The sequence below is a fragment of the Agrobacterium sp. 20P9.1.2 genome, assembly GCF_057799395.1.
This window is the reverse complement of sequence record NZ_JBYOKI010000001.1, coordinates 853867-880303: the sequence shown is the minus strand read 5'-3', so window position 1 is coordinate 880303 and position 26437 is coordinate 853867. Positions and strand designations below refer to the sequence as shown.

The following is a 26437-nucleotide window of genomic DNA, read 5'->3' as shown; positions in this document are numbered from 1 at the left end:
GGGGAGGGGTTCTTTTCACTGCGAGCAACAGTCATTCCGCAGGCTCCGGCACTGGTCCAACCTTCACAGCCTTCGCCTTGCGCGTCGGCGCACCCACGCGCAAACGGCGGTCGGAGAGCGAAACCAGCCCACCAATCATCATGAATACCGTACCGCCCCAGATGCACAGAATGAACGGCTTCCACCAGATGCGAACCACCATGCCGCCATCGTCCATCGGGTCACCCAGCGACACGTAAAGCTGCGAAAGCCCGAAGGTCATGATGCCCGCTTCCGTCGTCGGCATGCGCCGCGCCGTATAGAGCCGTTTCGATGACCACACATCGGCCACCTCGGCCCCGCCCTTGCGCGCTGTGAAATGGCCGCGATCCTCGGTATAGTTCGGGCCGACATGGTGGCGAATACCGTCGAAGGTCAGGCTGTAGCCGCCCGCATCCACGGTCATTCCCTGCTTCATCTCGACCACGGTTTCCGTCTCGAAGGTCGTCACGATGACGATGCCCAGCACGGTCACGCCAAGCCCCATATGCGCCAGCGCCGTCCCAAAGGTGGAGCGCGGCAGACCTTTCAGCCTCCGCAAAGCAATACCAAAAGCCAGCTTGCCAAAATTGGCGCGGTACCACAGATCGGCCAGCGCCCCGAAGATCAGCCAAAAACCTGCAACGATGCCCAGCGCAGCCAGCACCGGCCCGCCATTCTCGATATACCATAGCGCCAGACCCGCCAGCGCGGCCAATCCCGCTGCCACGAACAACCGCTGGAACGCACCCAGCAGATCGCCGCGTTTCCACGCCATCATCGGCCCGAAGGGCGTCACGATCAGAATGGGGATCATCAACAGCCCGAAGGTCAGGTTGAAGAAGGGCGCACCGACGGAGATCTTCTCGCCGGTCAGCGTTTCCAGCACCAGCGGATAGAGCGTGCCGATCAGCACGGTCGCGGTGGAAACGGTCAAGATGAGGTTGTTGAGAACCAGCGCACCTTCGCGCGAAATCGGCGCAAACAACCCACCGGCCTTCAGCATCGGCGCACGCCATGCAAACAGCGAAAACGCCCCGCCGATGAAGATCATCAGAATGCACAGAATGAAGATCCCGCGGCTCGGGTCGGTCGCGAAGGCGTGGACGGACGTCAGCACGCCGGAGCGCACGAGGAATGTGCCGAGTAGCGAGAGCGAAAAGGTCATGATCGCCAATAGCACGGTCCAGATTTTCAGCGCCTCGCGCTTTTCCATGACAAGTGCCGAATGCAAGAGCGCCGTTCCCGCCAGCCATGGCATGAAGGAGGCGTTTTCCACCGGGTCCCAGAACCACCAGCCGCCCCAGCCGAGTTCGTAATAGGCCCAGTAAGAGCCCATCGAAATACCCGCCGTCAGAAAAGTCCACGCAGCCAGCGTCCAGGGCCTTACCCAGCGCGCCCATGCGGCGTCGATCCGCCCTTCCATCAGCGCAGCGACGGCAAAGGAAAAACAGACCGAGAAGCCGACATAACCGAGATAGAGCAGCGGCGGGTGGATGGCGAGACCGAAATCCTGAAGGATCGGGTTCAAATCCTGCCCTTCCGCTGGCACCGGCGAAAGCCGCGCAAACGGGTTGGAAGTCAGCAAAATGAACAGCAAAAACGCCGTCGTCACCCAGGCCTGCACGGCCAGCACATTGGCGCGAAGCGTATCTGGAAGATTGCGTCCATAGACGGCAACCATAGCACTGAACAGCACGAGGATCAGCAGCCACAGCAGCATCGATCCCTCATGGTTGCCCCACACGCCGGTCAGCTTGTAAAGCATCGGCATCAGCGAATGCGAATTCTCATAGACGTTCTTCAGCGAGAAATCCGAGACCGCATAGGCATGCGTCAGCGATGCAAACGCAATGCCTACCAACAAAAACAGCAGAACGGAACCGATGGGCGCAATGTCCATCAACGCCTTGTCATTGCGGCGCGCCCCGAACGCAGGCAGCACGGAAACCACCAGCGCCACGCCAAGCGCCAGAACCAGAGCATAATGGCCGATTTCGGTGATCATTGCGTCGCTCCGGTCTTTACCACACCCGTTTGTGCCGTTCCATCCTGCTGCCACAGGCCCTTGTCTTTCAGGCGGTCGGCAACTTCCTTGGGCATATAGTTTTCATCATGCTTGGCCAGAACGCTATCGGCCACGAAGGCATGGGTCGCGGCATCGAAGGTGCCTTCTGTCACCACGCCCTGCCCCTCGCGAAACAGGTCCGGCAGAATGCCGGTATAGCTCACCGGCACGCTGGCACCGCCATCCGTCACCGCAAAGCTCACCGTGCGGCCCTCGCCACGCTTGACCGAACCTTCGGCAACCAGCCCGCCAAGGCGGATGCGCGTTCCGGGTGCCACGCTGGTCTTTTCCAGATCACCGGGCATGTAGAAATAGGCAATGGACTGGCCGAAGGCGAACATCACCAGAAACGCCGCGATCATGATGAAGCTGACACCGCCGCCGATGATAACAAGTCTTTTCTGCTTGCGGGTCATTGCGTCATCCCTTTCGCATTCACACCCAGCTGCTGGGCCAGCGCCAGCAACTGCTTGCCCTGCTCACCGGCTGGCGGAAAAGCTTTCAGACCATCGGCCAAAGCCTGCCTTGCCTTTTCGTCATTCTTCAGCATGGCATAGGATCGCACCAGCCGCATCCAGCCCTCGAAATTGTCAGGGTTTTCCTTCAGCCGCGCGTCCAGACTTTCTACCATGCCTGCCACCATCGCCTGTCGGTCTTCGCTCGACATGTTGCTGGCCGCAGCCACGTCTTCGGCGCTCGGGCCACCCGGCGCCTGCGCCTTCGGTGCGGCAGCAATATCGGCACCACCAGTGTTTTGCAGATGCGCCTGCAACAGCGGTATCCATGGCGCACCCTCGGGCGAATCCTTCAGCAGCGTGGCAAAGGCATCGCGTGCCTCATCCGTCTTGCCCGCCTGCTCCAGTGAAAGCGCCAGATAAAAGCGCGCCCGCGGGTTGCCGGGGCTCATCTTCTCCGCATCTTCAAGGGCAGATCGCGCATCCTCGATGACGATGCCCTGATTGGCCGCAATCAGCGTTTCGGCAAGCCCCGTCAGACGTGGCGCATTCTCGCCCTGAAGACGAATGGCATTTCGATAAGCCATTTCGGCATCGCCCAGACGCATGGTCTTGAAATAGATCGGGGCCAGCACGTCCCACCCGGCACCGTCATCGGGGTTCTGCGCCAAGTGACGCTCAGCCTTGGCAATCAGCAGGTTCATGTCATTGCCGGGCTTTTCCAGCCGCGCGGCCAGCGGCATGTCCGGCATGCCCGGACTACCCATATACAAGTAAAGACAGAGCCCCGTCAGAGGCAGCAATATCGTCACAATGCTGGCCAGCGCATTGTGGCTGCGCGGCGCGGCTTTGAAACTCTCCTGCGCCTTGCCGGATGCTGCCGCCAGAAGCCGCCGCCCGATTTCGGCGCGGGCATATTCCGCCTCCGTCTCGCCCATCAGCCCGCTTTGACGTTCCCGCTGCAACTCCGCCAACTGGTCGCGATAAACCGCCACCTCGCCCTCACGGCGCGTGTCGGATACGCCTTTGCTGCGCATCAGCGGATAGGTCAGAACGATGGCGACTGCCGCCGTCAACAGGGCGATGATAATCCAGAACATGCCGTTTCAATTACTCGAATGCGCACCGCTTTGAAATAAGCCGCTGCGGGATGACGTGAATTTGAGCCAGTATGCCGCATCCGCTCACGCTTTCGCGTCGACTGCGGCAGCACAGACCCAATGATCAAGCTTTGAACGACAAGCCTTGCGCTTACCTTGACATACGTCAAGCAGACGTTACGTCAGCGGCATCCATGTACCGTTCGCATTGCGACAGGCCGCGCCGCGCACCTTCGCCTGCTTGCCATCGACAGTCAGATCATGGGTATATTGGCGGCAATTCTGGTTGCCGACCTGGTAGGGCGCATTGGCAACCACTTCGCCGCGCGTATCGCCGCTGCCCCATGTCACGGCCTGCCCGCCGGGTGCGGTTTCCAGCGCCTGATATTCCGCTTCCAGCGCCTTGTTGAAGTCGCTGCGGTCCATCTGCAGGCCACTTCTACCAACAATGCCGCCCTGAAGCGCCGAAATATAAGGTGTGGCAGATGCGCCACCACGGCTCAGAAGTCCGCCACCCGTGTTGCGGGTGTTGGATGTTGTGCAGGAGCTGAGAACCGAAAGGCAGATCAGCGAAAACACGGCAGGGCGCATAAAATGGGAGTTCATTCCGGCAAATCCGGCTTTGCCTGTCACATCAACCAAGAATACACTCCTTATCAACGCGCCATCCTGGCGCGGTCATTCATCATGAAATGTCTTGCCAGTTTTTGGCCGTCATGCAAGCTCTTTCGAAAGCCCTGGCAGCAGCAATTCCGCTTTCAGCCCACCAAGCGGGCTGCGCGACATGGCAAAGGTGCCGTGGTACTCGGAAACCACCTCACTTACGATGGAGAGACCAAGCCCCGTTCCCGGGCGGCTTTCATCCAGACGCCTGCCGCGCTTCATCGCCTCGGTAATCTGCTCCGGCTCCAGCCCCGGCCCGTCATCCTCCACCAGCAGCGTCACCCAGGACCTGCGGGTCACATCCGGGTCGGAAGAGGTGTGCGAACCGGGCATGACGGTAATCACCACTTTTGTCTCGGCAAAGCGCGCCGCATTTTCCAGAAGGTTGCCCACGGCCTCTTCCAGATCCTGCTGCTCCATGGCCAGCACGGTGCCCGGCTGCTGCATGTCCAGCTCGAATGTCTTGTCCGGGTTCAGGCGGCGCATCACCCGCACCAGCCGCTCCAGCGCCGGTTCGGCCTCCGCACGCGCCAGAATGGAGCCGCGCTGTGCGGCAATACGAGCGCGGGAAAGATAGGACTGCACCTGCGCCTGCATCGCATCCACCTGCCCCCGCACCAGATCGCCATGGTGGCTGTCCAGCGTGCGCGCCTCGTTCAGCAGAACGGCAATCGGCGTTTTCAGCGAATGCGCCAGATTGCCCACCTGCATGCGCGCCCGTTCCACCAGTCGCCGATTGCTTTCTATCAGTGCATTGATCTCCGTCGCCAAGGGCTGGATTTCCCTCGGGAATTCCCCTTCCAGCCGCTCCGCCTCGCCGCCGCGTATCTTGCCCAGCGCCACACGCGCATGGTCCAGCGGTCGTAGGCTGTAGAGAATGGCAAGGCCATTCACGACCAGACTGCCGACACCAAAGACTGCCAGCGCCAGATAAAGACTGTTGGAAAAATCGCGCACATCGTCTTCCACGACGTTGAGATTGCCGGTCACGCGAAACCGCGCCGCCCTGCCCTCACCGTCCAGAACCACTTCCGTTTCGGCCACCTGCACGCGGTTTCCGGCCTCGTCCGTCACCACGTAATAACGCTCGTAGCGATTGTCGAAGGGCACATCCAGAATGCCCGGCACCGGCAGCGTCGAAACGCCCAGCGATGAGGAAACCAGCGGTGCGGTCTGGAAATTGCCCAGCGGCTCTACCACCCAGTACCAGCCGGTATCGGGCTGCGAAAACCTGAGATCGCCAAGCTGCGGGCTTCCCGCCAGCGTGTTTTCGTTGGAAACGGTAATGGAATTGATGACGTTATAAAGCTGAGCGCGCAGCAGATCGGTAAAGCTGCGCTCCACGCCCTGTCGGTAGAGCGTGGAAATCACCACCGCGATCACCACCAGTGCCAGCATCGACCATGCCGAAGCCAGCAGCAGAACGCGGGCGGTGAGTGAGTTACTTCGCATCTGCGGGTGCTTGCATCCGGTAGCCGAGACCGCGGATGGTCTCGATCAGATCGACGCCCAGCTTCTTGCGCAGACGGCCAACGAACACCTCTATCGTATTGGAATCGCGATCGAAATCCTGATCGTACATATGCTCGACCAGCTCGGTACGGGACACCACCTCGCCCATATGGTGCATGAGGTAGGACAGAAGACGGAACTCATGCGAGGTCAGCTTCAACGTCACGCCATTGACGGTCGCCTTGGAGGATTTCGTGTCCAGCCGCACCGGGCCACAGACGATTTCGGATGAGGCATGGCCTGCCGCGCGGCGAATGAGGGCGCGCACACGCGCCAGAACTTCTTCCACATGGAACGGCTTGGTCACATAGTCGTCGGCACCGGCATCGATCCCGGCCACCTTGTCGCTCCAGCGGTCACGGGCAGTGAGGATGAGGACCGGCATGGACTTGCCGCTGGCGCGCCATTTCTCGACAACGGTAATCCCGTCCATCTGCGGCAGACCGATATCCAGCACAATGGCATCATAGGGTTCGGTATCGCCTAGATAATGCCCCTCTTCCCCGTCAAAGGCCTGATCGACAACATAACCCGCTTCTTTCAGCGCGTCGGTCAGCTGTCGATTGAGGTTGGTATCGTCCTCGACCACGAGAATGCGCATCATCAGTCCCTTTTCATTCCATGCGTCGCCGATCGAAGCGCCGACTAATCCAAATCATCTCTACATCAGATTTTTCGGGATTGCGACGCTCTACATCGGCACGCGCATCGTCACCTTGCGCGGGCGCTCGCCATTGCCCTGCACCAGCACGGTCACGACGCAGGACTGCCCGTCATTGGTCGGGTAAACGGAAAGAAGCTGCCCGCCGGTTTCCCGCACCACGCGCGACACGGCGGATGAGCAATCGCTGGCCACCTGAATGATCCGGCCATCCACGGCTTTCACCTGCAAATCAGCCTGCGGCGCAGGAAAACCGGAAAGACCGGCTGCGAGCGTCGCGATGATGAGGGGTGATGCCATTGCACAAAACTTCCACAGAAAAACTGGATGCACGTCGAAATGAATTCTTGGCCGAATATGTATCGCAAAGCGTCTGAATGGCAAATGAATGTGGGCTGTCGTGGAGTTGAGCGCAAGGTGAACGGTAGCGTGTGGCTCACCTCCCTCTGCCTGCCGGCATCTCCCCCACAGGTGGGGAGATAGGCTGGGCGCTTGCTCCCCACTCAATCCGCAGCATCAGAGATGGCAGAGACCTACCCGCGAGTCGATCTCCCCCCTTGAGGGGGAGATGCCCGGTAGGGCAGAGGGGGTAAGCCACACCCACTGCCCTACCGAAGCAATCCCCTACCGAATAACACTCGTCGCCGCCAATCGCCCATACAGCGCAACCAGCCCGCCCACACCACCGGCCACCGTCACCAGCCCCTCGGCAAGCTCACCTTCGAACCCCGTCGGCAGGTTTAGACCCACCACATGCAGCAGCGGCGCCAGCACCGCGATCAGCGCACCCCAAACGGTTTTGGATTGATACCACGCCTTCATGTCGTCCATGTTTTGTCCTTTCTCGTTGACATTATTGTGAAGTTTAAACACGCAAAACGGCGCTCGCCGCGATGCCAAGAGGCACCGCCCGGCCAAGCTGGCGCACCCGAATCGCAAGCGTCGTCTGCACCGCACCGAAATCCGCCAGCTCATCGCTCGCGGCATAAAGGCAGGCCGCCTCGCTCACCTCCAGGCTGCGCCGTACCGCATCACCGGAGACGATTTCGACCCGGTAGCGCTCGGCCACCTCATCCAGCGGAATATCGGCAGCGTCCCAGCCATCGGCCTCCACGCGCCCGCGCCGCACCCATGTCAGGCGCACACCTTCCGCGCTTCGCACGCCGCGCAGATGCACCGGTGCCAGCGGCGTCTCCGCCCGCAGTCCACCCGCAAAGGCAAACGGCCCGACGCTTGAAATTTGCCCACCCGCCGCCTCGATGATCCAGTTCAGTTGCAGCCCGCGTTCGTCGCTGCGCAGCCCCATCGGCACCACGCCCGCATCCAGAACCACCACCTCGGCGCCGTCGATGGCTCCCACCGCCATGGCGTCCTCGGTGCCAGCAAGCCCGCGCGACAGCCGTGTCAGCCGCCAGCGGTTCGCTGCCACTTCTTCCGCCTTAGCAAACGCCGCAACCTCCCAAGCTCCGCCCACGCAACGAATGGCGATGCGGTTCGCCCCATTCAGCACCGCGAGGTCAGTGGCAGAGGCCAGATCGCCGTAAGGCAGCGTGATCTCGATCGCGCCACCAGCATTGAACCGCCCCGCAAATCCCTTCGGCACAGCGCTCGCAAGCGCACCGATCTTCGCAGGCTGGTCCAGCAGCGCCCGCGCCTCATAACCCTCGGTTCCGGCAGAAGCCGATAGCGCCATGCGCCGCCACGGCTTGGCAAAGGCCGCAATCCGGGCAAAGCCCTGCGCCTCGCCCGCCTCGTAACGCGGCAAATCCATCAGCACGATGTCAGGGTCGAACCCGCTGGTAGCACTGCCACCGCCCGTACGCGGCGTTTCCGCCTCGCTGGAAAGTGCCAATGCCGAGGGCGCAAATTCCCGCGCCTCGATGCGTCTCACATCGCCATCCTCGATCCGGCTCACCAGAAACCGCCCGCTCGGCCCACCCTCCAGTTCCACGCAGTCGCCGGGATCGAGCGCAATCTCGCTCGGCGCAATCGAAAAGCGTACCGTTCGTCGCGCCAGCCGGTTGTCGCGCAACAGCGCCTCCACCGCATTCTGCGCGGTCTCCTGCGCCAGCACCGCGCCCAGATCATACCGCAGCACCCGGTTGCCGGAATTGTCGATGCGGCGAGACCGCACGCTGGCCTGCTCATAATCCAGCGCCGGATTATACGCCGTCAACACCGCCTCCGCCGCAAAATCGCTCTCATGCCCGCGCGCTTCTGACCACAGTGCACTGTCCTCGATATCCGCAAAAGCCGACACCACTTTCGTCTTCGTCGCCGCCTTTCCGCGTGAGACGAAGCGCAGCTTTGCCTCGTCCTCGATCACATCCACCTGAAACGCTTCCAGCAATGGCTCCAGCAGGCTGCGCGCCGCCGTCACATCGCCCTGCGCATAACCCGCCACATCGCCGGTCACGGCTGACACGTCGAAATCTGCAAAGTCATGCTCCGTCAGCACCGCCGCAATCAGATCGGCCAGCGTCGCCGCCCCCAGCCTGCCGTTCAGCCAATGACCGGTGCGCCAATTGGCCCCGTCACTCCATGTCGCCGTATCCTGCGGAAAGGCCGGGTAAGGCCGCGAATCCCACGTCCAGACGAAAACCCTTGCTGGATCGACCATGCCAGCCAGCGCCGAACCACCTGACCAATGGTCGTGATGCGCCTCCAGAAACCGCCGCTGCTGGCTGTCGGAGCGCATGCGGCTGGAAAAATGCGGATAGGCGCTTTCAGACGATTTCGGGTCGATGAAAGTGCTGGGCCGGTTCGCGCCCTTGTCGATGGCCGGGCAGCCCAGTTCAGTCAACCAGATCGGCTTCATGCCCGGCACCCAAGCGCTCGGCGTCACACGTTCCACGCCGCCCAGCCGGTCATGATGCCGGTTCTGCCACCAGCCGCGCAGATCCTTGTTGCGATAGACCCAGTGCTCGCCCTTCAACCCGTCGGAAATGGCGCTGCGCTTGCGGCCCGCCCGGTCCGCCTCACTGGCATAATACCAATCAAATCCCTCGCCGCCCTCGATATTGCGGCCAAAACCCGCCGCATCATCGGCTCCATCGAAACCATCCGGGGTACCCTCAAGCACATCCTCATCCCGCCAGTCGGATAGCGGCATATAATTGTCGATGCCCACAGCATCGATGTGCTGGCTCGCCCACAGCGCATCGAGGTTGAAGAACACGTCGCCCGAACCATCCGCCGGGTGATACCCAAAATATTCGCTCCAGTCGGCAGCGTAAGTCAGCTTCGTCGACGCACCCACAACGGCGCGCACATCCCCCGCCAGCCGCACCAGCTCTTCCACGAAAGGAAAGCTGTTGCCCTCTCCTCGCACCCGCGTCAGCCCACGCAATTCAGAGCCGATCAGAAACGCATCCACCCCGCCCGCCTGCTTTGCCAGCGCCGCATAATGCAGCACCATGCGGCGGTACCCATCGGCACGATTGCAAAAACTCGTGACCTGCGTCCGCGCCGCGCCCGTGCGGTCTACACTCCCTGCACGCCCTGCTGCCGGATGGCAGGTAATATTGCCACGCCAGCCATAGGCGTCCTGTTCCACCTTGCCATAAGGGTCAGGCAGAGCATTGCCCGCCGGCACATCCATCATCACAAACGGATAGAGGCATACTTTCAGGCCACGCGCTTTCAGATCGGCAACGGCCTGCAGCACGCTCTCATCACTGGGCGTACCGCCATAGGCCGGGCCACCATCGCGACGGCTTACCAGCCGCGCCTGCCCGCGCCCCATGCCCGCAACCGACCAATAGGCACTCTCACGGTCGCGATAGGCCACCTCCACGCCGGGCAGAATGCGGCATTCCCCCGCGCGCATGTCCGTGCCGAACCACGTTACCACCAGCGCCACGCTTTCCAGATTGGGGCACAGCGCCTGCAATTCATCGATGGAAGCCTGCCAGTCGGTCGCCGCTGCCAACGTATGCCGGTTCATCACCCGACTTTCGCCCGCCCCGGCCCGCTCGGACACAGCAACCGTCGCATAACCATGCTCGGTCGCCCCCGGTATCACCGTCACCGCCCGGATCTGCCCCTCCAGCTTGCCGATGGGCCTCACCACCTCGAACTGCAACAGCGGAATGCGATTGCCGAAACCATCCAGCGGCAAGCGCTCGAACACGACATAGGACAGCTCGCGATAGGCAGGCGCGTTACCCGCCCCTTGCCTCGCCTCGATCAGCGGGTCGGGAAGCTGCGTCTCGCTACCGGGGTAGAACCGCATTTCGATGCCGGTCAGATCCAATTCCTGCCCATCGGCCCACACCCGCCGCACCATGGCCACCTCGCCTTCACACAGGCCCACGGCCAAATTGGCGAAATATTGAAACGTCTCGACGGTCGTGCTGCTGCTACTGGAACTCTTGCCGCCCTGCCGCTCCCGCGTCACGCTTTCTTCAAAGCGCGTTGCCCAGATCAGCGTACCGCCAATCCGCACCGTGCCATAAGCCCGCGCAATCGCCGCCCCCTCCTCTGCGCCGGGAATACGCGCCGTAGAAAGCCGCGCACCGCTCACCGTTTTCGAAGAGGAAAACAGCGCGCTATCGACCGCACTCCCCGCCAACGCCCCCGCCGCCCTGCCGATGATCGCACCAACAGGCCCGAAAATACCGCCGACTGCAGCGCCCGCCGCCTGTAGAACAAGGGTTGCCATCAGTCACATCTCCGGAAATCGAAAAACGCCAGCAATGCGCCTACGCCAAGACGGTACCAGCGCCGAGCGCAGTACGGATGCCGCCTCATAGGCATGAATAAAGTGGTCGGGTCCGGCCAGAATGCCCACATGCTTGGCCGCAAATTCCGGCCGCCAGCGAAACAGCAGCATGTCGCCCGGTAGCGCGTCCGCCATGCTGGCAACTGGCTGAAAATGCCGCGCCGCCGCCGCCATCAGCCGGTCCTCGCCACCACGCTCCGCCCAGTCGCGCGCATAGGGCGGCGGCAGTTCAGGCTCATCACCATAAAGCTCGCGCCAAATGCCGCGCACAAGGCCCAGACAATCGCAGCCCACGCCCTTCATGCAGGCCTGATGCCGGTAGGGCGTGCCGATCCAGCCCTCGGCAATCGCCAGAACCCTTTCGCCAATCCCGCTCATGAAAACAGCGCTCCGCCATCATGCTGCGTGCGGCTCGTCACATAGGAATAGGCGAAATCCGCCCCCGGCATATGTGGAAAGCCCCTGAAATTCAGGTGGTTGGCAAATTTGGCTTTGCAGACGCCAAAGCTCTTGTCACACCCCGCCGTGACAGTGAAAACATCTCCCACCTGCGGCGCGACCTCCAGCGGCAGCCAGAAACTCAAACTCGCCACCCCGTCACGCAGCGCATGGGCATCCAGATCGAAACTGCGGCCCGCATTCGTGCCGCTTGAAAACATCAGTTTGCCCTGCCTGAAAAAACCTTCCGCAAAAGCGCCCAGCCCGGACACCACCATCCGCCCACTGCCATCCACGGAGACCACCGTGCCATCGGTCCGAAACGCCGCAATATCAGCCCCGCATCTGGCATCACCCAGCGCCGCATCGCACCGCCTGCCATAGACTCGCCCCTGCGGCTGGCTCAGCCTGTGGGCGAAACTGCGCAGCTCCGCCGTAAAGGCACCGCCTGCCCGCGTCACCTCGCCAATCTCGCGCACCTTCAGCAGCACATGCTGCTCCGGCGTCTGCCAGTTCACGAGGTAAAGCTCCACCTTCGCGCCATCATAACGCCCCGCCGCCAGATCGGCCTCACTCACCGCCTCGCTGGAAAACCCACCCGCCACCTCGCCACTGCTGGCCGCGAGCCCCGTCTCGCTGTCGTTTTCACCCGCCTGAAATCCGCTTGCAGCCAAATAGGTCACACCGCCGAAGGTCAGCGGCTCATCATGCTCGGTAAAACCAAGCACCGCACCATCGCGAAGGCTCACTTTCCAGCACTGGCACGTCGTCGTCGCCTCACCACCAAGATGCGCGGCAAAATCCTCTGGCACCTGTTTCACGGCAAAATCTCCACCAGCGGGATGGACGGAATACGCCCGGCCTCGAAGGCGCTCAGGCTGACATCGATGCGGTCGATATCGAACCGCACAGGCACGTCGAACTCGAAACCCGCCCGTATAGCCGCACCGACAGCAGGAACATGCCCCGCCGCAAACGTCACGATCCCCGTCGCATGGTCCGTGCTGACATTCGTGGTCACGACGCCATTCACCGAAACCACCACCGATCCTTCCACCGGCTTGGCAATGGCCCGCGTCCACCCGCCACCGGCATCGGCATAGGTCTTTTGCAACAAAAACGCCGCCGTCACCCCATCCCCGGTCCCGATCCGCTGATCCATCGCGCTCGGCACCGCCAGCGGTGGGCAGGATTTAAAATCCACCGGATCACGAAAGCGGAACCCATAAAGCTGCCCGCCCCGCGCCTCGAAAAACTCCAGCACCGCATAGAGGTCACTCACAGAGCGCACTCCCGACCCGGCATCATAAGCCCGCCGGGAATTGCGCCACCGCTGGTTCCGGTTCTCCCGCCCATTGGACAAATTGACAATATCCGTCCTCCGCACCGGCCCACCACTGGTCCCCAACGCCAACCGCAACGGAAACCGCACCTCATGAAATGCTGCCATGGATTTGATTTTCCTAAATTTAAGTGAAATTTTTTGCGGATAGCATCCCGCTTGCGTTCTTCCGCCATCAAGCGACAGCGGGTGTGGCTCACCCCCCTCTGTCCTGCCGGACATCTCCCCCACAAGGAGGGAGATCAGCTGGGCGCGAACACCCACCTCAATCTCGACATCAGAGATGGCCGAGTGGCCGCCACGAGTCGATCTCCCCACCTGTGGGGGAGATGTCCGGCAGGACAGAGGGGGGGTAAGCCCCACCCGCAACGCCAACCACGAAACACGTCCACGCCAACCTAAAGCCCCCGCTGCCCCCGCCCCACACTCCGCGCCAGCATCGCCGAAATCTGCCCCTCGCTACGCCGAAAACTCGCCGCATCGCTCGCCGTCACATTAAACACGATCTGCGTGCCTCCACCGCCCCCGGCAGAAGCCACGCCCAGCGATCCATCCGCCCCGCGCTTCAGCGGCAAGATCGCCTCGCTGCCCGCCTCACCCATCAACCCCATATCGCCACCCATGGGAAAAAACGTCGGGCTCGAAACCACCCCGCCCTCGGCAAACGGTGTCACCCTCCCTGGCACGCCGCCATTGGCAAAGGCAAACAGCGATCCCGCTCCCGATGTCAGGTTGCTCACCGCCGATGACAGCATGTTCTCCAGTGGCTTCAACCCGGCAGACAGCGCAATATTGGACAGCCGCGTCCCCAGCCCCTGCAACACGCTGTCCAACCCCTTCCCACCCGTGGTCGCGGCCTGCAGCGCAGACGTCAAAGCCGACCCAAACCGCTGCGACCGCCGCTCCAGATCCTCCATCACATCAGCCAAAGCCTGCGCCTCATCACGCTGGCCAGCAAAACTCGTCTCATCAACCATCGGCCTTGCCTTTCTGATTCAAATTGGGAAGCTAGGGAATTGGAATTGCTGCGGTTTCGGCTGGGTTACCTCTCCCCCTGTGGGAGAGGACAGAAAATCACGATCTTAGCGAAAGCTAAGTCGTAGATTTTCTAGGTGAGGGGTTCCGCCGCTTGCGCCGAGGTCAGACCCCTCACTTGCAATTTCTAACACTTAAGCGGAGCTTAAGATGTTGAAATTGCTTTCTCTCCCACAAGGGGAGAGATAATCTCCACAGCTCCGCTATGCGACAAATTAGGCCTCACCCATCAGGAAACCGCCGCATCAACCCCTCCAGCCCACCGCGATCCAACCCATCACGCCTGGGCCTCATCCCACCCGTCATGGCAAAAAACTCCATGGGCGTCAGCGCCCAGAAAACAGTTGGAGAAAGCCGCAGCAGGCTCAGGCCCGCATGGATCACCTGCCCCCAGGGAAAGGGCTTGGCACCATGATCAGGGCTTGAACCCGCTGCGGCACTCAAGGGGAAGCCGTGGCCTGCCCCTCCGTGCCGGTTCCGGCAAAGGTCGCGGTCAGGAGGTCTCCCACGATCGTTGCATAACCGGCAATTCCACCCTCGATGCTCATGCCCCCCACATCGTCATCGGAAAACACGTTGCCAGCACCGCGAAGCCCGGCACCAATGACGCGGATCATGTCGGCGGCCTTCATCCGTCCGCTGGCAAAGCGGCTCGCCAAGCCCGTCAGGTCATCGGCGGCAAAGGCGGTTTCCAGTTCCGCCAGCGCACCCAGCGTCAGGCACAGAATGCGCCGCTCGCCATCCAGCACCGCCTCCACCTCGCCGCGCCTGCGGTTGGCCCGCCCGAAATTCGCGGCCCCCATCACAGCGCTCCGAAGCTGATGGCACCTGCCGATTCCAGCGCGATTTCGAACTGCACCTCGCCATCATGCCGCCCGGAATATTCCAGCGCGGTGATCTGAAACGGCCCAGATACGGTGCCGAAATCCGGGATCACGATCTGCCAGCCGGGAATGGCCCCGGCAAAGAACTGCCCACGCACCAGCGCATCGCTCTGCTGGTCCTTGAAGATGCCCGATGCCGTCAGCCCCGCCCGCTGAATGCCCGCCCCCGCCAGCAATTCCCGCCAGCGCCCGGCACTTTCCGCATCCGTCACATCGACACTTTCGGCATTGAACGCCAGCCGCTTCGTGCGGAGCCCGGCCACGGTCACGAACGCCCCGCCATTATCGATTTTCAGCAGCAGGTCTTTCCCCTTCTGCGCCACCATGATGTGTCCTTTCATAAAAAGAAAATGAGATGGAGACAGCGCGGCTGGGTTACCTCTCCCCCTGTGGGAGAGGAAAGAAAATCACGATCTTAGCATCAGCTAAGTCGTAGATTTTCTAGGTGTAGCGCGCAAAATCGAATGGCGCTAAGCGCAAGAACGGTTGGCAACAGTTTCGTTCGATAAGCCTGTGCCCCAACGGACGCGACCTAGGCCATCGAATGAGTGACCAGACCCACCATGATGAGGAATACAAAAGACGCTACCCATGGCGTCGAACGTGGCCGGGTGAGAGTGGCTTAGACGGCAAGCCGCTTGAGGACTATTCCTGCTTCATCGAAGGCGAGGCTGTGGGTAGAATATCGCTCCAAGAGGCTGGCCCGATGAAGGGCCAGTGGCTGTGGAACGGCGGTCACTCAAGAAAGATAAGAGTTCTAGTGATGCCGCAGGGTGGGTACACCCCCTCAAGATCAGAAGCGGTTAGGAGCGTCGAGGAACACTTTGATAAGCAGGTCGCTGAACATAATCGCCTGGCCCACCCTCACCAGTCTAAGAGCTGAAGCACTACTGGCTCGAAATGATCACCTCGCGAACCGGCTTGGCAATCCCGCCAATCGAATATGTGCAATCAACCTCCTCAATTTTAAAAGCCGAGAACGTTTCGAAGACACCTTTAACGGCGTTTAAGGACAGTATGAAGCGCCCTTTAAGACTGCTTAAAATACCGGCCATCTCTGCAAAGTCTGCCCGGCCAAAGACGCCGTCACCATAGTCTCGCTCATTTCCCCAGTACGGCGGATCGAGATAGAAGAGCATGCCCGGCCGATCATAGCGCTCGATGAACTTGCGCCACTGGAGATGCTCGATGACGACACCGGCCATCCGTTCGTGGATTGCTTCCAGTTGCGGCCCGATCTTCATTAGATTGAACCTTGCACCCAGCATCGTGACGCCGAAGCTCTGCCCATCGACCTTGCCGCCGAAGGCCGTGCGCTGAAGATAGAGGAATCGCGCGGCGCGTTCGAGATCGGTCAGCGTCAACGGATCAACGTTCGAGAGCCGATCGAACTCTCGTCGGCTTGTGATCTGAAAACGAAGCGTGTCCATGAACTGCGGATAGTGGCGCTGCAGAATGCGGAAGAAGTTCGCCACATCGCCATTGATGTCGTTGATCGCTTCCATACGCGGCTGAAGACTGCGACGGAGAAAGACGCCACCCATTCCAACAAACGCCTCGGCATAGCCTTCATGCGGCGTGGCGTTGATCTTGGCGATAATCGTCTTTGATAGAATACGTTTTCCACCGATATAAGGAGCGGCAGGGGCGGCCGGAGCCACCGGCATCAGATTCACCATTTGAAATATCTCTCGACTCAGTCACAGCAAACCCGCCCTGCAGGGTACGGGTGTGACAGTTATCGATTTGCGCTGTCGGATGGGTCTGGTCGCCAAACTTAGGCCCATCGCTAGGGTGCGTAGAATCACCCCGGCCACCCGGTCTATGCCGGATTAGCTCATTTAAATTGTTCGACGACGCCGGAAAGAACGACGTTCTTTCCGTCTGCCGTTGCGGCCTGCCACTGGACAGCGTGGCCGGAAGGCTGACCCTGAACATCGGCAATGCCTTCGAACGTCCGAATGGTGCCGTAGTCCATGCCAAGGCTCAAAGGAACATCTGACCAGGTCACCCCGCCATTGCGAGAAACGCGGCCAATCAAATCGACATTCGGCACGATTGGCTCAGTTCCGTACACCTGAAGCGAAAGCCGCAAGCTTTTAGGCACAGTCACCGAGTTGAACGATTTGGATTGCAGAGTTTGCGCCCGGTAAACGCTGGCGGTGTCTTTCACCTCCATACCGTTCAAAGACCATGTCCATCCGGCGTTGGCTGTATAGGTCACAGGCGCTAACGTAGAGCTTTCATCGACGGCGCTGGCCTTGCTGAAGGCCGTGTAAGACAAGCCGCCGCGTAGACCCCCGTTGTGCCTGACGAGTTGTGAAACAGTGGATGCGAACTGCACCGCCACAACGTAGGCTTGGGTATTGTCGATTGGCATTTCGATCCAGTCAGACCAGATAAACCCGTTGGTTGGAGGGATTACGAAGTTCTGCCCACCATTGAACGTTACTCGGATCGGGGCTTCTGCAAAATCCCAAGCGTTACCTGTAGCGGCTTTCTTTCCGATGAAGACGTTATCTATTTGCTTATTCGTGGCCCCGACCGTTCCGCTGAATTGCAGGCGGAATCTACTGCCCGAAAGCCGGATAGCTACAGGGTTGATGACCATTCGGAAGTTGTAGGCTGCATAGGCTGTTTCGGCGGTAAGTTCGGTAGTCCATGACATTCGACCATGGATAGCAGGGGCATACCAGCCGTTCGCTTGATCGTAGACGTAGTTTGCAGACGCGGTTCCGCTCACTGTTCCGAAAGGTGCAACTTCGGGGGTGAAGTTTGCGGCGTAGCGACCAATACCTTTGCTGATACGGAATTCATCAATAAACCCGTTGAACCCGTTTGCCGCGCTAAGGTCCACGCCTATGCGTGGCCCCGCAGCGTTCAAAAGGTAATTGTTAGCATCTACATAATCTACACCTTCCTGCACCCCGTTTACAAACATCTTGGTCACGCCGTTCGTTCGGCTTATCGCAATATGATAAAATTGGTTAGCCTGAAAAACAGTGGTTGAAGTGATACGCGCAGCAGCATTGACGTAGTAAACAAGCAAATTAGTTGCCGGAATATACAGGTAAGGCGCTACAGACGTAGCTGCGGTACGGGCCTCGAATATCGAATGGCTGGCACCTATGACATTTCGGAAAATCCATGCCTCGACTGTGAAATCACCCGTTCCAAAGGTGAAGTCTGGGTGGCTCTCACCAATGATGTAATCTCCGGTTCCGTCCAGCGCCAACGATGAACCGCCGAATTTTGATTGAGCCGAACTAATAGTCGCGTCGCCCAAAGCCGACCAAGAGTGCTTTACCTGCGGGAAACCCACATCCGATATCTGGTTTTTACCCGGAACGTTATCGAAGTGCAGCAATGAAACTGTGTATTGATCGACGCCGCCGACGCCGAGGTTAACGCCGCTTTGGTCATCGAAAGTATCGGCAATCAGACCACTCATCGCGTAAACCGTGCCTTTGATATCGGCCAGTTCAAGCGCCATGGTGGAGCTGGTAGAGAATGCGACGGAAGCAACATTTTCGATTGCCGTCTGGACCGTGGCCGGTACGCCGGTGATCTTCGCCGTGCTGTTGTCGAACGACACGTTTTGGGCAGACAGGCCAAGCCAGCCGCGCAACTCGGCAGGCACCAGTGCCCGCAATGTCTTACCGGTAGTATCGGCAAACCCCGCAGGTGTTCCGACCACTGCAATGTTCGGCCCCACCATGTCGCCGGGAAGGCCACGCGGGATTTGCAGCTTGATGCGAACCGAACCGGGAACGTCTTCCGTCACGATCAGGCCAGCATTGTTTTCTGCAGGGAGTGTTTCAACCGGATCAAAAGAAATAGTGGTGAAATCACCCTTATCACCCTGCACACCGGTCACATACGATGGCGGCAACCAGTCACCGTCAGCATCGCTCCGCTTGATGAAAAAAGCGGCTCGACCGTCGCCGATATCACCGACGAGGACGGAAAAGTTTGCAGCCTCGCTCGCATACTGCGCCAGTTGGTCGAGCGTTGCGACCGCCTTGTTGAACTGCGCACCACGGATCAAAGAAGTCCGCGAAACAAGCGCGCCGGTGGTTGGTCCGGTAAACACGAAGATGTGGTCCTGCAAACCGTCCACGGATGACAACGCTGCGATGGTGTCGTTATCGTAGAAACTAATGAGGCTCCCGAGTTTTTCAGCATTCAACGACTGCTGGCGCGTATAGGAGGCTTCGCGAACCAGGGCATACTTGTAAGTGCCGCTCGGGCCGGTCCAGTTGATGGCCGAGGTCATTTGCGTGTCGCTGATCGGATGGACGTTAGCGGTTCCGCTATCGTCCGGTAGAATGGGCAACGGGTTGCCACCGTCCACCTCAACGAAGACAGTCCCCCCGACGATCAGCGAGACCTTCCATGCTGTGTCGTTGCCAAGGATGATGGGTGAACCGTTCACAAGCGAAATCGTGCCGTCTTTATAGAGAGCGGTCATGGTGTTTCCTTTTTGGGGATGCCGAAAATGTAGTAGCGGATGCCACGGACTTCGTCGGGCGTGACTGTTCTCAGGCTCCAACCGGAACTGGAATTGTAAATCCAGTAGTAGTATTTGACCCTACCTCGAAAAGTGTGAAAGGCGACGTTGGCTGCCGTTACCTTTGCGTAGGTGGTGTCGCCTGTTTCAAACCAGCCGTCAGAGCTATTAAGGCGCGCCATACCAACAGTCGGAGGCCTGACCGACGCTTGATAGTTTTCGATATTGTTGATCGATTTGCCACCGCAATTGACCATGAACTTCACGAACGGGAAGTAGGCGGTGGTGTCGATCGGAACATTGGTGATTTGGGCACCGGCAGCTACATCAAAGTATCCTTCCTTGAGAATGCGCAGGGCGGGCCAACGACTATCTATGACAGTGTCGGCAAAGGATGGATTTTGACTTGCCCCCGGCTTCAGGAATTGCACCACGTTTTCGCCGTTGAAATCGAACTGCCGAAAAACCTCATTATCACCAGTGGTCTGGCTGATCTGGTCATTCGCCATCACAACAAAGCGGGCGCGGCAGGCGACACCAGAGTTTTGAAACTGAATGCGGTCACTCAACAGCCGCCAGTCTGCGCCTATTGTCTCCGTACGAGGAAGGGCGGGATAGACCAGCTCAGACCCAACGTAATATTGAACATCGCAGACGCTGTTGGCGGGAATGGTGACCGGTAACAGATGCTCGCTTGCCCCTTGCGGGATGGCTATATCATCAGCCGCAACTATCTTGATCGGGCGCATAGCCGAGGAAACGGCTAGCTGCGACGGCGTTGCAATATCGACATCGTAACCGGGTTTAGCGACTTTCAGCCCGGTGCTGTCAATACGGATTGAGCGCTGCCCCGGCTGGACTGGAAGTGGCGCAGGCAGAGCCTGCGATGTTGCAGGAAGGTTCCAAGTGACAACATCCGTGTGCAGGTTGGCCGTTGCAGCCGTCAAACCGTCGGAGCTACCAGTTCGAACACAAGCGTCTTGATGGCCTCCGATGCGATCAGGGTCAGATCGTCGGAAGCAGCTGCATCGAACTTGCTGGCAAGCGTCGTGGCGATCTCACGCGTCTGGTTAAGCCGCTGCGTTAAAGTTGCAAGGCGGATCGAATACCGGTTGAACGCCGAGAACGAGGGAATCGAGAACTCCAGTTCGCCGCGATATTCACGGTCGATCGCTTCGAGCTTGCCAACAAATTCTTCGTAAATGTCGGTCTGTGTCCGCTCTCTATTCTGGAGTTCTGAGGCAGCCCATGCGACAGCATCCCCGCAAGCCTCGGGCAGCATCTCAATGCCTGAAAGTCGACCGCGCCCCTTCATGCTCATTCGCCTGGCTCGGATGGGCGCGTCACGCCTTCGATCGTCGTGTCGCGCTGAAGGTGACGGCGTCCGCGCTTGTTCAGCGTAGCGATGATGACGGTTCCGGCTTTCGCCAGTGTCACCGCGTCCCGATCGGCCAGGAACTGCATCTGCTCATGAATCCACAAACGGGTTTCACGAATAGCGAACAGCGGCAAGATTTCTTCAATCATGCTGCTGTCGAGCGATCCGTTTTCCTGTTCGGCCAGCGCTTTGAGAATGATCAGCCGGGCGCGCTCGCGGCGTATGCGTACCCAGTCAATACCGATGTTAGACATTGGTCTGCTTAGCCCTTTCAATTAGTAGCTCGTTCATCGCTTCACCGTTTGCCTTGATCGGCTTTAGCGTTTCGTTGAGGGTATCGAGACGTCCGTTGACCTTCTCAAGGGCAAGCTCCAGACGGTGCTGGCTCTCCCGGTCGGGGAGATGCTTCATGTCGCTTTCGATGCTCTGGATGCGTCGGTCGTGATCAATCAGCTTGCGCTGATGCGCCTCGTCTTCGGTTTTGAGCGCCGCGACATTGGCCGCAAGGTCCGCTTTGATCGCTGTCACATCTTTGGTGAGTTCCTTTTCACCGGAGTTCATCCAGACTTTGACATGGCCGAAGATCGCGATCACACCCAAGGCGAGGCTGACGTAAAGGGCTATTTCCGCAGTTGTCATTTGTGCCGCTTCTCCATTTCATGGAACTCTTGGCACTCAATGCAGCGCCGGGCGAAAGGTGCCGCAGCACGCCGCTCTTTGGAAATTATGGTTGGGCAGTCCTGGCACACGCTCCTGCCAGCCGCTGACACTACGGCGGACGCCGCAGCTATGCTTGTCTCGCGCTCCTGTTCGGCGCGCAGTTCCGCCTGATCGAGGGCGGCATTACCGCCGAAATTCATGGAGTGCGCTTCCATGTCTTTACGGCGTCAACGGCCTGCCGCCCCAGTTCCTTCACAGTGTGACCGCCCATGTAGAGGCCGATAAACCAGCCGGTGAGCGTCATGAGCGTGGCAAGGTCCATCGCTTCAAGCGTGGAACCGAGTGCGCGAAAAATCGGGAATATCAAAAGCGCGCAAACCCAGAAAAAGGCGAGCAGATACATCCAGCCCCAGCGCCAGGCAGACGGCCAGAAGCCTTCGGCCTGCTCGGACTGGAGCAAGGCAAACTGCCCCTCCAATCCCTTTTGATAAAGCGCAATAACCTCGGGCATGGCGTCATCGACATCTCTGACGGCGTTGTCGATCTCTTTCTGGTCTACGGTCGGGATCGCTTCAGGCTCGACGCCGAGGCGTTCAGCGACCTGGTCAACGACGGTACCGGCCAGCGTTCCGGCCAGCCCGCCGACGTGTTTTTCCAGAACGCTTTTGATGATGGGTGCACCGACCTTTGCGGCCGCACCCAGAATGATGGAGATGATGGCTGCGCTCATGATCAAAAGCTCCGCAGCCAGTTCGCCAGACGCGGAGCCTTGTCGGCAACGCGCACTGCGATGATGTCACGATACTGGTAGGCCTGCCATGCAAGGTAGGCGAGCGCCACAATCGCGATACCTCCACCAACCCATGATGCCAAGTAATCTGGCACGACAGCCGTTGGATCGACTGGCGCTGGAGTCGCCGCGCTGGAAACAGCCTGGTCCGTAGCGACGGATGCAACACTACCTGCTGTCGCCGTCACGCCCTTCTTCGTCTTGGATCGGGCATCGATCTCGCGTTGAAGGGTCGAGAGCGTTGCTTTGCCAATCTTGCCGTCAACCGTCAGCCCGTAGGCTTTCTGAAAATCGGTGACGGCCACGCGGCGAACCTTGCCAATGACCAGACCGGCGTCAAACCCGATCTTGTTGAGACCGGAGCGGATCTCGTCCGCCTCGGCAGCCGTGACGGAAATAACGAACACGGCAGAGCGTGATGCCTCATCAACGACCGGGGCAGCATCGATCTGACCGGCGTACAAACCGCGAAGCAGGATGTCGGCCTCTTCCTCGCGGCGGCGCGTCAGGCCGCGATAGACCTTGCCGCCAGCTTTGTTCCAGAGGCCGAGACGTTTGCGGGTTTCGGCAGTTTTGCTGGCCAGCCAGGACTTGACCCACGAAGCTTTCAAAATTGCGCCGGTGTTCCAGTCGAAGGAAACGCCAGCGTCGATCGCCTGCTGACCTGCAAGGTTGCCCATCGCTTTCTTGACACGCGGGAGGTAGTTTTTGGCAACGGCGAGATCGAAGAGGCGATCGCACTCTTCAGACGTGATGATCATGCCAGCTTTCGGCGTGATGACACCCGAAGCGGCGGTCAGGCCCGGCCCGATCGTCCAGACACCGACGACATCGCGATAGGCCTTTGTGACAACGCCTTCATGGCCGTAGATGAACTTGCGGCCCTTGGGGCTGACTTGAATAGAAACTGAGGAATTGGTGGTCATTAAAAGCCCCGTCAAAGAGGCTTTAAATCGCCTCGGTAGACTGGACTAATGGAGCGGTTCGGGGTGGTTGTCGGCGGGCCATAAACGGCCCCCTGGGAACCATTTCTAAAAAAGCGATCCTTGCCCGTCATCGCGTGGCCGCTTCTTCAAATGTTCCTTGACCGTTGAGCGTGAAACGCCGGTCATGCGGACGATCGTGTTGATGGAATAACCCTTATCGATCATTTGGGCAATGGTAACGGCACGGCGGCGCTTGTCGCCTCCCAGTGCTGGGGGGATGTCTAGTTTCTGGCTACCGAACTTCTCTGACATGACCTTGGCGGCTTCGATGCCGATCAGTTGAGCCAACCAGTGGCCCGGCAACATGGTGTTCGGAATAGAAATGCGTTCGCCCGCTTTCTCGCGGCCCAAAATGACAGCAGCCGGTTCACCGACAGCATCGGCGATCCGGTTGAGCAACGGCGTCATATATGCGCGGTCTGTCAGGTGCGGCATGCCCGTGTAATCCTGTTCGACAGTTCGAGTTGCTCTTCAGTCAAGGTTTTCAGTCGCACTTCCAGTTCGAGACGTTTGTGAGAGAAACGCGGAAGCTTGGCAGCACGTTGCGCCAGCTGATCGCGTTTGGATTGCAGGGCGTCGAGTTCCCGCTGCTCCGGCCAGCCGAAGAGCGGCATGACAGCAGAGGAAACGACGCCCTGTTTCATGGCGACAGAGCCTCCGCTTGCCAACGGATCAGGACGCCGGAGAACGTCGTCACACCGGGATGGTTGGCAATCCAGAACCTTCCCATGGTCTCGCGTGCTGTGCGGCCACGAAGCTTTGCCGGAATCAGATCGCCGAGCAGCTCCGGCGCAAAACCGTCCTGTCGCGCAAACACCTCGATCTCATCGCGATGAAGATGGATGCCGTCCACAATGATGCTGGCGATCAGTTCATCAATCAGGTCACTGATGGCGATGTCGATCGGCAGCACGGCCTTGCAGACAACGTCCGGCATGATCTTGCGGCAATGTTTCGTGCGCATGCCCTGGTAGAGCTGCACGCGCTCACCCGGCCGGGCGTGGCGCGGGCGATGACCGCGCACCGTCTGGCACTTCGAGCCGCTCTCGATCTGGCCACTGAAAAACGATTTGAAGCTGTACGCGACCATCAGCTGACCGCCTTTTTCTTGCCCGATGGCTTACGGGCGCGGATCATTTTACCGAAATGGTTCATCACCATGACCCACTCGGCATCCGTGACACCGCGATAACTGATTCCGCGATCGAGGATGGCAGTGACAACGGGCCAGAAGCCCTCGCAAAGGCTCGCCTGCAACATCGCATGCTGTGCCAGGGCAATCTTATAGCCGTAGCGAGGTTCGTACGGCTGGCACGGTTTGCGATCAGACCAATCCACACCGCCTTCACGGCTGATCCACCCTTTCAGCGCCTCGACCACCTTGGCTGCATCACCGGCGTTGTTGACCCACTGGGCGCTGTCGATGCCGGTCTGGCGCTTGACAAAGGCGGTCAACGCCGCGTCGTCGCGGTTCTCGACAATGCCGAGATTGTAAGCCGCAATCCAGAGCGACTGCATCTTCGGCGCAAACCGGCCGTCGAGCTTGCGACGACCGTTTGGGCGGGTAACTGCGACAGGCTTGTAGCCGAGGGGGCGCAACTCGACCAGGACGGCATCCTGTTGCGGCGCTGTCATCAGCGAAAGGCGGGACTGGCCGGTCACGCGGGTGTAGATGGCGCGCTGGGCGTCCTCATCTGTGATATCCAACTGGCGGAAACCGCCAAAGATTGCGCGTTGCATGCTCATGCTGCTTCTCCAAATTTTCCGGCTTCGTCACCCCATACCGTCCAGCCTGGACGGTTTGTGCGGCTGAAGAGTTCAAGTCTGCGGGCCTTAGGCATCAGCTTTTCCGCTTGCCGATAGCCCTCTTCAGGTTTCACGGAATGGCCCCGAGCCAGCCCACGGAACGACGAGCGAACCGACTTCGTGGTTTTAGGCTCACCGCGTTTCCCGATGAGAACTGGCTCATTCGACGTACGGAAAATGTAGCCTGGGCCGAATGCCTGCTTGCCGTGGACCGTGGTCTTTTCCCACGATCCCGCTGTTGCATACTCAAAGCCCCAGGCTTTCAGGACTTCCAAACCCTGTGGCAACATCGGATTGGTCGCGTAGAGCCAGAGGATGCAGTTTTCCGATGCCAGATCGAGAACTGGCATGGCCTTGATCTCGTCGATCGGCATGCACTTGTAATGAGCCTGGGCAGACTTGCCTTCGCCATCGGCTTTCCTCCTCGCAGCGGCAGACGATGAAGCGGCCCGTTTCATCCGGGTCGACAACCGATTTCACCGCAAACACCCGCGCCCCCTTGCGAAGCCGCATGCCCGCCTCGATATCGCTGCGAAACCCCGCCCAGATGCGGTGCGTCACCGCCACACCATCAGCAGATGCGCGCTCGTAAGCCCCCTGCGAAACTGGCTCGATGGCCGCCCAGAGAGAGCGCAGCAACCGCCAACCAGCCGTCACACCGCCCTGCCCGTCAGGCAGCTCTTCCGGTGCCTCCAGCTCCAGCCGCGCCGTCAGCTGGCCGGGGTCGAGAAAGGTCAGGTTCATCGCTCAAAGCCCCAATCTGCAAAACGGCGCAATCAGCCGTTCATAGCCAACCGGCACACCGGCGGGCTGGTCGGCAGGCGAAACCGCTCCACGAAATGCAAACATATGCGCAATGTGCACCAGCATCGCCCGCTTCAGCGTATCCGGCACATCCGCACCGCTTTCGCCAAAACCAGCGGTAAAATCGATCTCGATACCGTTCAGCGGCTGCCCCGGCGCAGGCGGCTGGCGCAGCCACAGCCGCGCCGGTCGCGCCTGCCCGTCCAGCAGCTTGTCCCTGTCGGTGATATCGGCAGGCTCGCCCGCATCGTCGAAAACCAGAATCGTTTCGATGGCTTGCACCGGTCCCTTCGCAATCTGAATCACACCGCTTTCCGGCCACGCGTCCAGATACAGCCGAAAGCTTTGGCGCATCAGGCACAGGCCGGTCTGGCGTTCCAGATGCTCGCGCGCGGTGGTGATCAGCGATACCAGCAGCGCATCCTCATCCGCGCCATCCAGCCGCAAATGCGCCTTCACATCGGCAAGCGTCAACGCCTCCGCCTGGGGCGGGGTTAGTGTGGTATAGGTCATGGTGTCTCCGGGGAATTGGGGTGTTGCAGCAGCAACTATTGTCTCTCATCGCCCGTGGCTCACCCCCCTCAGTCCTGCCGGACATCTCCCC

The 26437-nt window shown here is 59.9% G+C and carries 31 protein-coding genes and 1 pseudogene; all 32 read right to left on the bottom strand.

What is annotated here, in order from left to right; all coding sequences use genetic code 11:
- Positions 1-31 precede the first annotated feature (31 nt).
- Positions 32-2026: a heme lyase CcmF/NrfE family subunit gene (locus AC27VJ_RS04355; protein WP_113090043.1), complete on the bottom strand. Its 1995-nt coding sequence runs from the start codon at positions 2024-2026 to the stop codon at positions 32-34.
- On the bottom strand, positions 2023-2502 hold the full coding sequence (ccmE, locus tag AC27VJ_RS04350; RefSeq protein ID WP_488682948.1) for a cytochrome c maturation protein CcmE: 480 nt from the start codon (positions 2500-2502) through the stop codon (positions 2023-2025). Before ccmE ends, AC27VJ_RS04355 begins: the two co-directional genes overlap by 4 nt.
- Positions 2499-3641, bottom strand: coding sequence for a c-type cytochrome biogenesis protein CcmI (gene ccmI / locus AC27VJ_RS04345; protein WP_488682947.1), 1143 nt, complete (start codon positions 3639-3641; stop codon positions 2499-2501). The genes ccmE and ccmI overlap by 4 nt, the downstream gene beginning before the upstream one ends.
- 177 nt (positions 3642-3818) lie before the next feature.
- A complete protein-coding gene (locus tag AC27VJ_RS04340; protein WP_488682945.1) occupies positions 3819-4247 on the bottom strand; it encodes an RT0821/Lpp0805 family surface protein in 429 nt (142 codons plus the stop codon).
- Positions 4248-4355: 108 nt separating this feature from the next.
- Complete coding sequence (locus AC27VJ_RS04335) at positions 4356-5756, bottom strand: sensor histidine kinase (protein WP_113090046.1); 1401 nt, start codon at positions 5754-5756, stop codon at positions 4356-4358.
- Complete coding sequence (locus AC27VJ_RS04330; RefSeq protein WP_045231270.1) at positions 5746-6417, bottom strand: response regulator transcription factor; 672 nt, start codon at positions 6415-6417, stop codon at positions 5746-5748. Before AC27VJ_RS04330 ends, AC27VJ_RS04335 begins: the two co-directional genes overlap by 11 nt.
- 90 nt (positions 6418-6507) lie before the next feature.
- Positions 6508-6777 carry a hypothetical protein gene (locus tag AC27VJ_RS04325; protein ID WP_113090047.1) on the bottom strand — a complete coding sequence of 90 codons (270 nt, stop codon included), beginning with the start codon at positions 6775-6777 and terminating at the stop codon, positions 6508-6510.
- 324 nt (positions 6778-7101) lie between these two features.
- Positions 7102-7308, bottom strand: a complete 207-nt coding sequence (locus tag AC27VJ_RS04320) for a hypothetical protein (protein WP_113090048.1) — start codon at positions 7306-7308, stop codon at positions 7102-7104.
- Positions 7309-7342: 34 nt separating this feature from the next.
- Positions 7343-11140, bottom strand: a complete 3798-nt coding sequence (locus AC27VJ_RS04315; RefSeq protein WP_488682944.1) for a baseplate multidomain protein megatron — start codon at positions 11138-11140, stop codon at positions 7343-7345.
- Positions 11141-11143: 3 nt separating this feature from the next.
- Complete coding sequence (locus AC27VJ_RS04310) at positions 11144-11578, bottom strand: NlpC/P60 family protein (protein ID WP_488682943.1); 435 nt, start codon at positions 11576-11578, stop codon at positions 11144-11146.
- Positions 11575-12459 (bottom strand): DUF2163 domain-containing protein, encoded by an 885-nt coding sequence (locus AC27VJ_RS04305; RefSeq protein WP_488682942.1) that lies wholly within the window; start codon positions 12457-12459, stop codon positions 11575-11577. The genes AC27VJ_RS04310 and AC27VJ_RS04305 overlap by 4 nt, the downstream gene beginning before the upstream one ends.
- Entirely contained in the window at positions 12456-13088 is a 633-nt protein-coding gene (locus AC27VJ_RS04300; RefSeq protein ID WP_488682941.1) for a phage distal tail protein, Rcc01695 family, read from the bottom strand. The genes AC27VJ_RS04305 and AC27VJ_RS04300 overlap by 4 nt, the downstream gene beginning before the upstream one ends.
- Positions 13089-13378: 290 nt before the next feature.
- Positions 13379-13957 carry a phage tail tape measure protein gene (locus tag AC27VJ_RS04295; RefSeq protein ID WP_488682940.1) on the bottom strand — a complete coding sequence of 193 codons (579 nt, stop codon included), beginning with the start codon at positions 13955-13957 and terminating at the stop codon, positions 13379-13381.
- A 280-nt stretch (positions 13958-14237) separates the two neighbouring features.
- Positions 14238-14459, bottom strand: a complete 222-nt coding sequence (locus tag AC27VJ_RS04290) for a rcc01693 family protein (RefSeq protein ID WP_488682939.1) — start codon at positions 14457-14459, stop codon at positions 14238-14240.
- Positions 14456-14818 carry a gene transfer agent family protein gene (locus tag AC27VJ_RS04285; protein WP_488682938.1) on the bottom strand — a complete coding sequence of 121 codons (363 nt, stop codon included), beginning with the start codon at positions 14816-14818 and terminating at the stop codon, positions 14456-14458. The genes AC27VJ_RS04290 and AC27VJ_RS04285 overlap by 4 nt, the downstream gene beginning before the upstream one ends.
- On the bottom strand, positions 14818-15225 hold the full coding sequence (locus tag AC27VJ_RS04280; protein ID WP_488682937.1) for a phage major tail protein, TP901-1 family: 408 nt from the start codon (positions 15223-15225) through the stop codon (positions 14818-14820). The genes AC27VJ_RS04285 and AC27VJ_RS04280 overlap by 1 nt, the downstream gene beginning before the upstream one ends.
- Positions 15226-15786: 561 nt before the next feature.
- Complete coding sequence (locus tag AC27VJ_RS04275; RefSeq protein ID WP_488682936.1) at positions 15787-16578, bottom strand: DNA adenine methylase; 792 nt, start codon at positions 16576-16578, stop codon at positions 15787-15789.
- Positions 16579-16736: 158 nt separating this feature from the next.
- A complete protein-coding gene (locus tag AC27VJ_RS04270) occupies positions 16737-19370 on the bottom strand; it encodes a LamG domain-containing protein (protein WP_488682935.1) in 2634 nt (877 codons plus the stop codon).
- The gene (locus AC27VJ_RS04265) at positions 19367-20356 is read right to left on the bottom strand and encodes a hypothetical protein (protein WP_488682934.1); all 990 of its coding nucleotides are present in this window, start codon (positions 20354-20356) and stop codon (positions 19367-19369) included. Before AC27VJ_RS04265 ends, AC27VJ_RS04270 begins: the two co-directional genes overlap by 4 nt.
- The gene (locus AC27VJ_RS04260; RefSeq protein ID WP_488682933.1) at positions 20353-20724 is read right to left on the bottom strand and encodes a phage protein Gp27 family protein; all 372 of its coding nucleotides are present in this window, start codon (positions 20722-20724) and stop codon (positions 20353-20355) included. The genes AC27VJ_RS04265 and AC27VJ_RS04260 overlap by 4 nt, the downstream gene beginning before the upstream one ends.
- A 2-nt stretch (positions 20725-20726) precedes the next feature.
- A complete protein-coding gene (locus AC27VJ_RS04255; protein WP_320202455.1) occupies positions 20727-21041 on the bottom strand; it encodes a VpaChn25_0724 family phage protein in 315 nt (104 codons plus the stop codon).
- Positions 21034-21426, bottom strand: coding sequence for a DUF2730 family protein (locus AC27VJ_RS04250; RefSeq protein ID WP_488682932.1), 393 nt, complete (start codon positions 21424-21426; stop codon positions 21034-21036). Before AC27VJ_RS04250 ends, AC27VJ_RS04255 begins: the two co-directional genes overlap by 8 nt.
- Positions 21423-21647, bottom strand: a complete 225-nt coding sequence (locus AC27VJ_RS04245; RefSeq protein WP_488682931.1) for a TraR/DksA C4-type zinc finger protein — start codon at positions 21645-21647, stop codon at positions 21423-21425. Before AC27VJ_RS04245 ends, AC27VJ_RS04250 begins: the two co-directional genes overlap by 4 nt.
- Entirely contained in the window at positions 21644-22177 is a 534-nt protein-coding gene (locus tag AC27VJ_RS04240; RefSeq protein WP_488682930.1) for a hypothetical protein, read from the bottom strand. Before AC27VJ_RS04240 ends, AC27VJ_RS04245 begins: the two co-directional genes overlap by 4 nt.
- Before the next feature lie 2 nt (positions 22178-22179).
- Positions 22180-23163 carry a glycoside hydrolase family protein gene (locus AC27VJ_RS04235; protein WP_488682929.1) on the bottom strand — a complete coding sequence of 328 codons (984 nt, stop codon included), beginning with the start codon at positions 23161-23163 and terminating at the stop codon, positions 22180-22182.
- A gap of 105 nt (positions 23164-23268) precedes the next feature.
- Entirely contained in the window at positions 23269-23658 is a 390-nt protein-coding gene (locus AC27VJ_RS04230) for a helix-turn-helix domain-containing protein (RefSeq protein WP_488682928.1), read from the bottom strand.
- Positions 23646-23867, bottom strand: coding sequence for a hypothetical protein (locus AC27VJ_RS04225; RefSeq protein ID WP_488682927.1), 222 nt, complete (start codon positions 23865-23867; stop codon positions 23646-23648). The genes AC27VJ_RS04230 and AC27VJ_RS04225 overlap by 13 nt, the downstream gene beginning before the upstream one ends.
- Positions 23864-24313, bottom strand: coding sequence for an ASCH domain-containing protein (locus AC27VJ_RS04220; protein ID WP_488682926.1), 450 nt, complete (start codon positions 24311-24313; stop codon positions 23864-23866). The genes AC27VJ_RS04225 and AC27VJ_RS04220 overlap by 4 nt, the downstream gene beginning before the upstream one ends.
- Positions 24313-24969, bottom strand: a complete 657-nt coding sequence (locus tag AC27VJ_RS04215; protein WP_488682925.1) for a regulatory protein GemA — start codon at positions 24967-24969, stop codon at positions 24313-24315. Before AC27VJ_RS04215 ends, AC27VJ_RS04220 begins: the two co-directional genes overlap by 1 nt.
- Positions 24966-25379, bottom strand: a complete 414-nt coding sequence (locus AC27VJ_RS04210; RefSeq protein WP_488682924.1) for an MT-A70 family methyltransferase — start codon at positions 25377-25379, stop codon at positions 24966-24968. The genes AC27VJ_RS04215 and AC27VJ_RS04210 overlap by 4 nt, the downstream gene beginning before the upstream one ends.
- Before the next feature lie 61 nt (positions 25380-25440).
- A pseudogene (locus tag AC27VJ_RS04205) lies at positions 25441-25773 on the bottom strand (phage head closure protein); the annotation flags it as partial.
- Between the two features lie 3 nt (positions 25774-25776).
- The gene (locus AC27VJ_RS04200) at positions 25777-26346 is read right to left on the bottom strand and encodes a head-tail connector protein (RefSeq protein ID WP_488682922.1); all 570 of its coding nucleotides are present in this window, start codon (positions 26344-26346) and stop codon (positions 25777-25779) included.
- Positions 26347-26437: the final 91 nt, after the last annotated feature.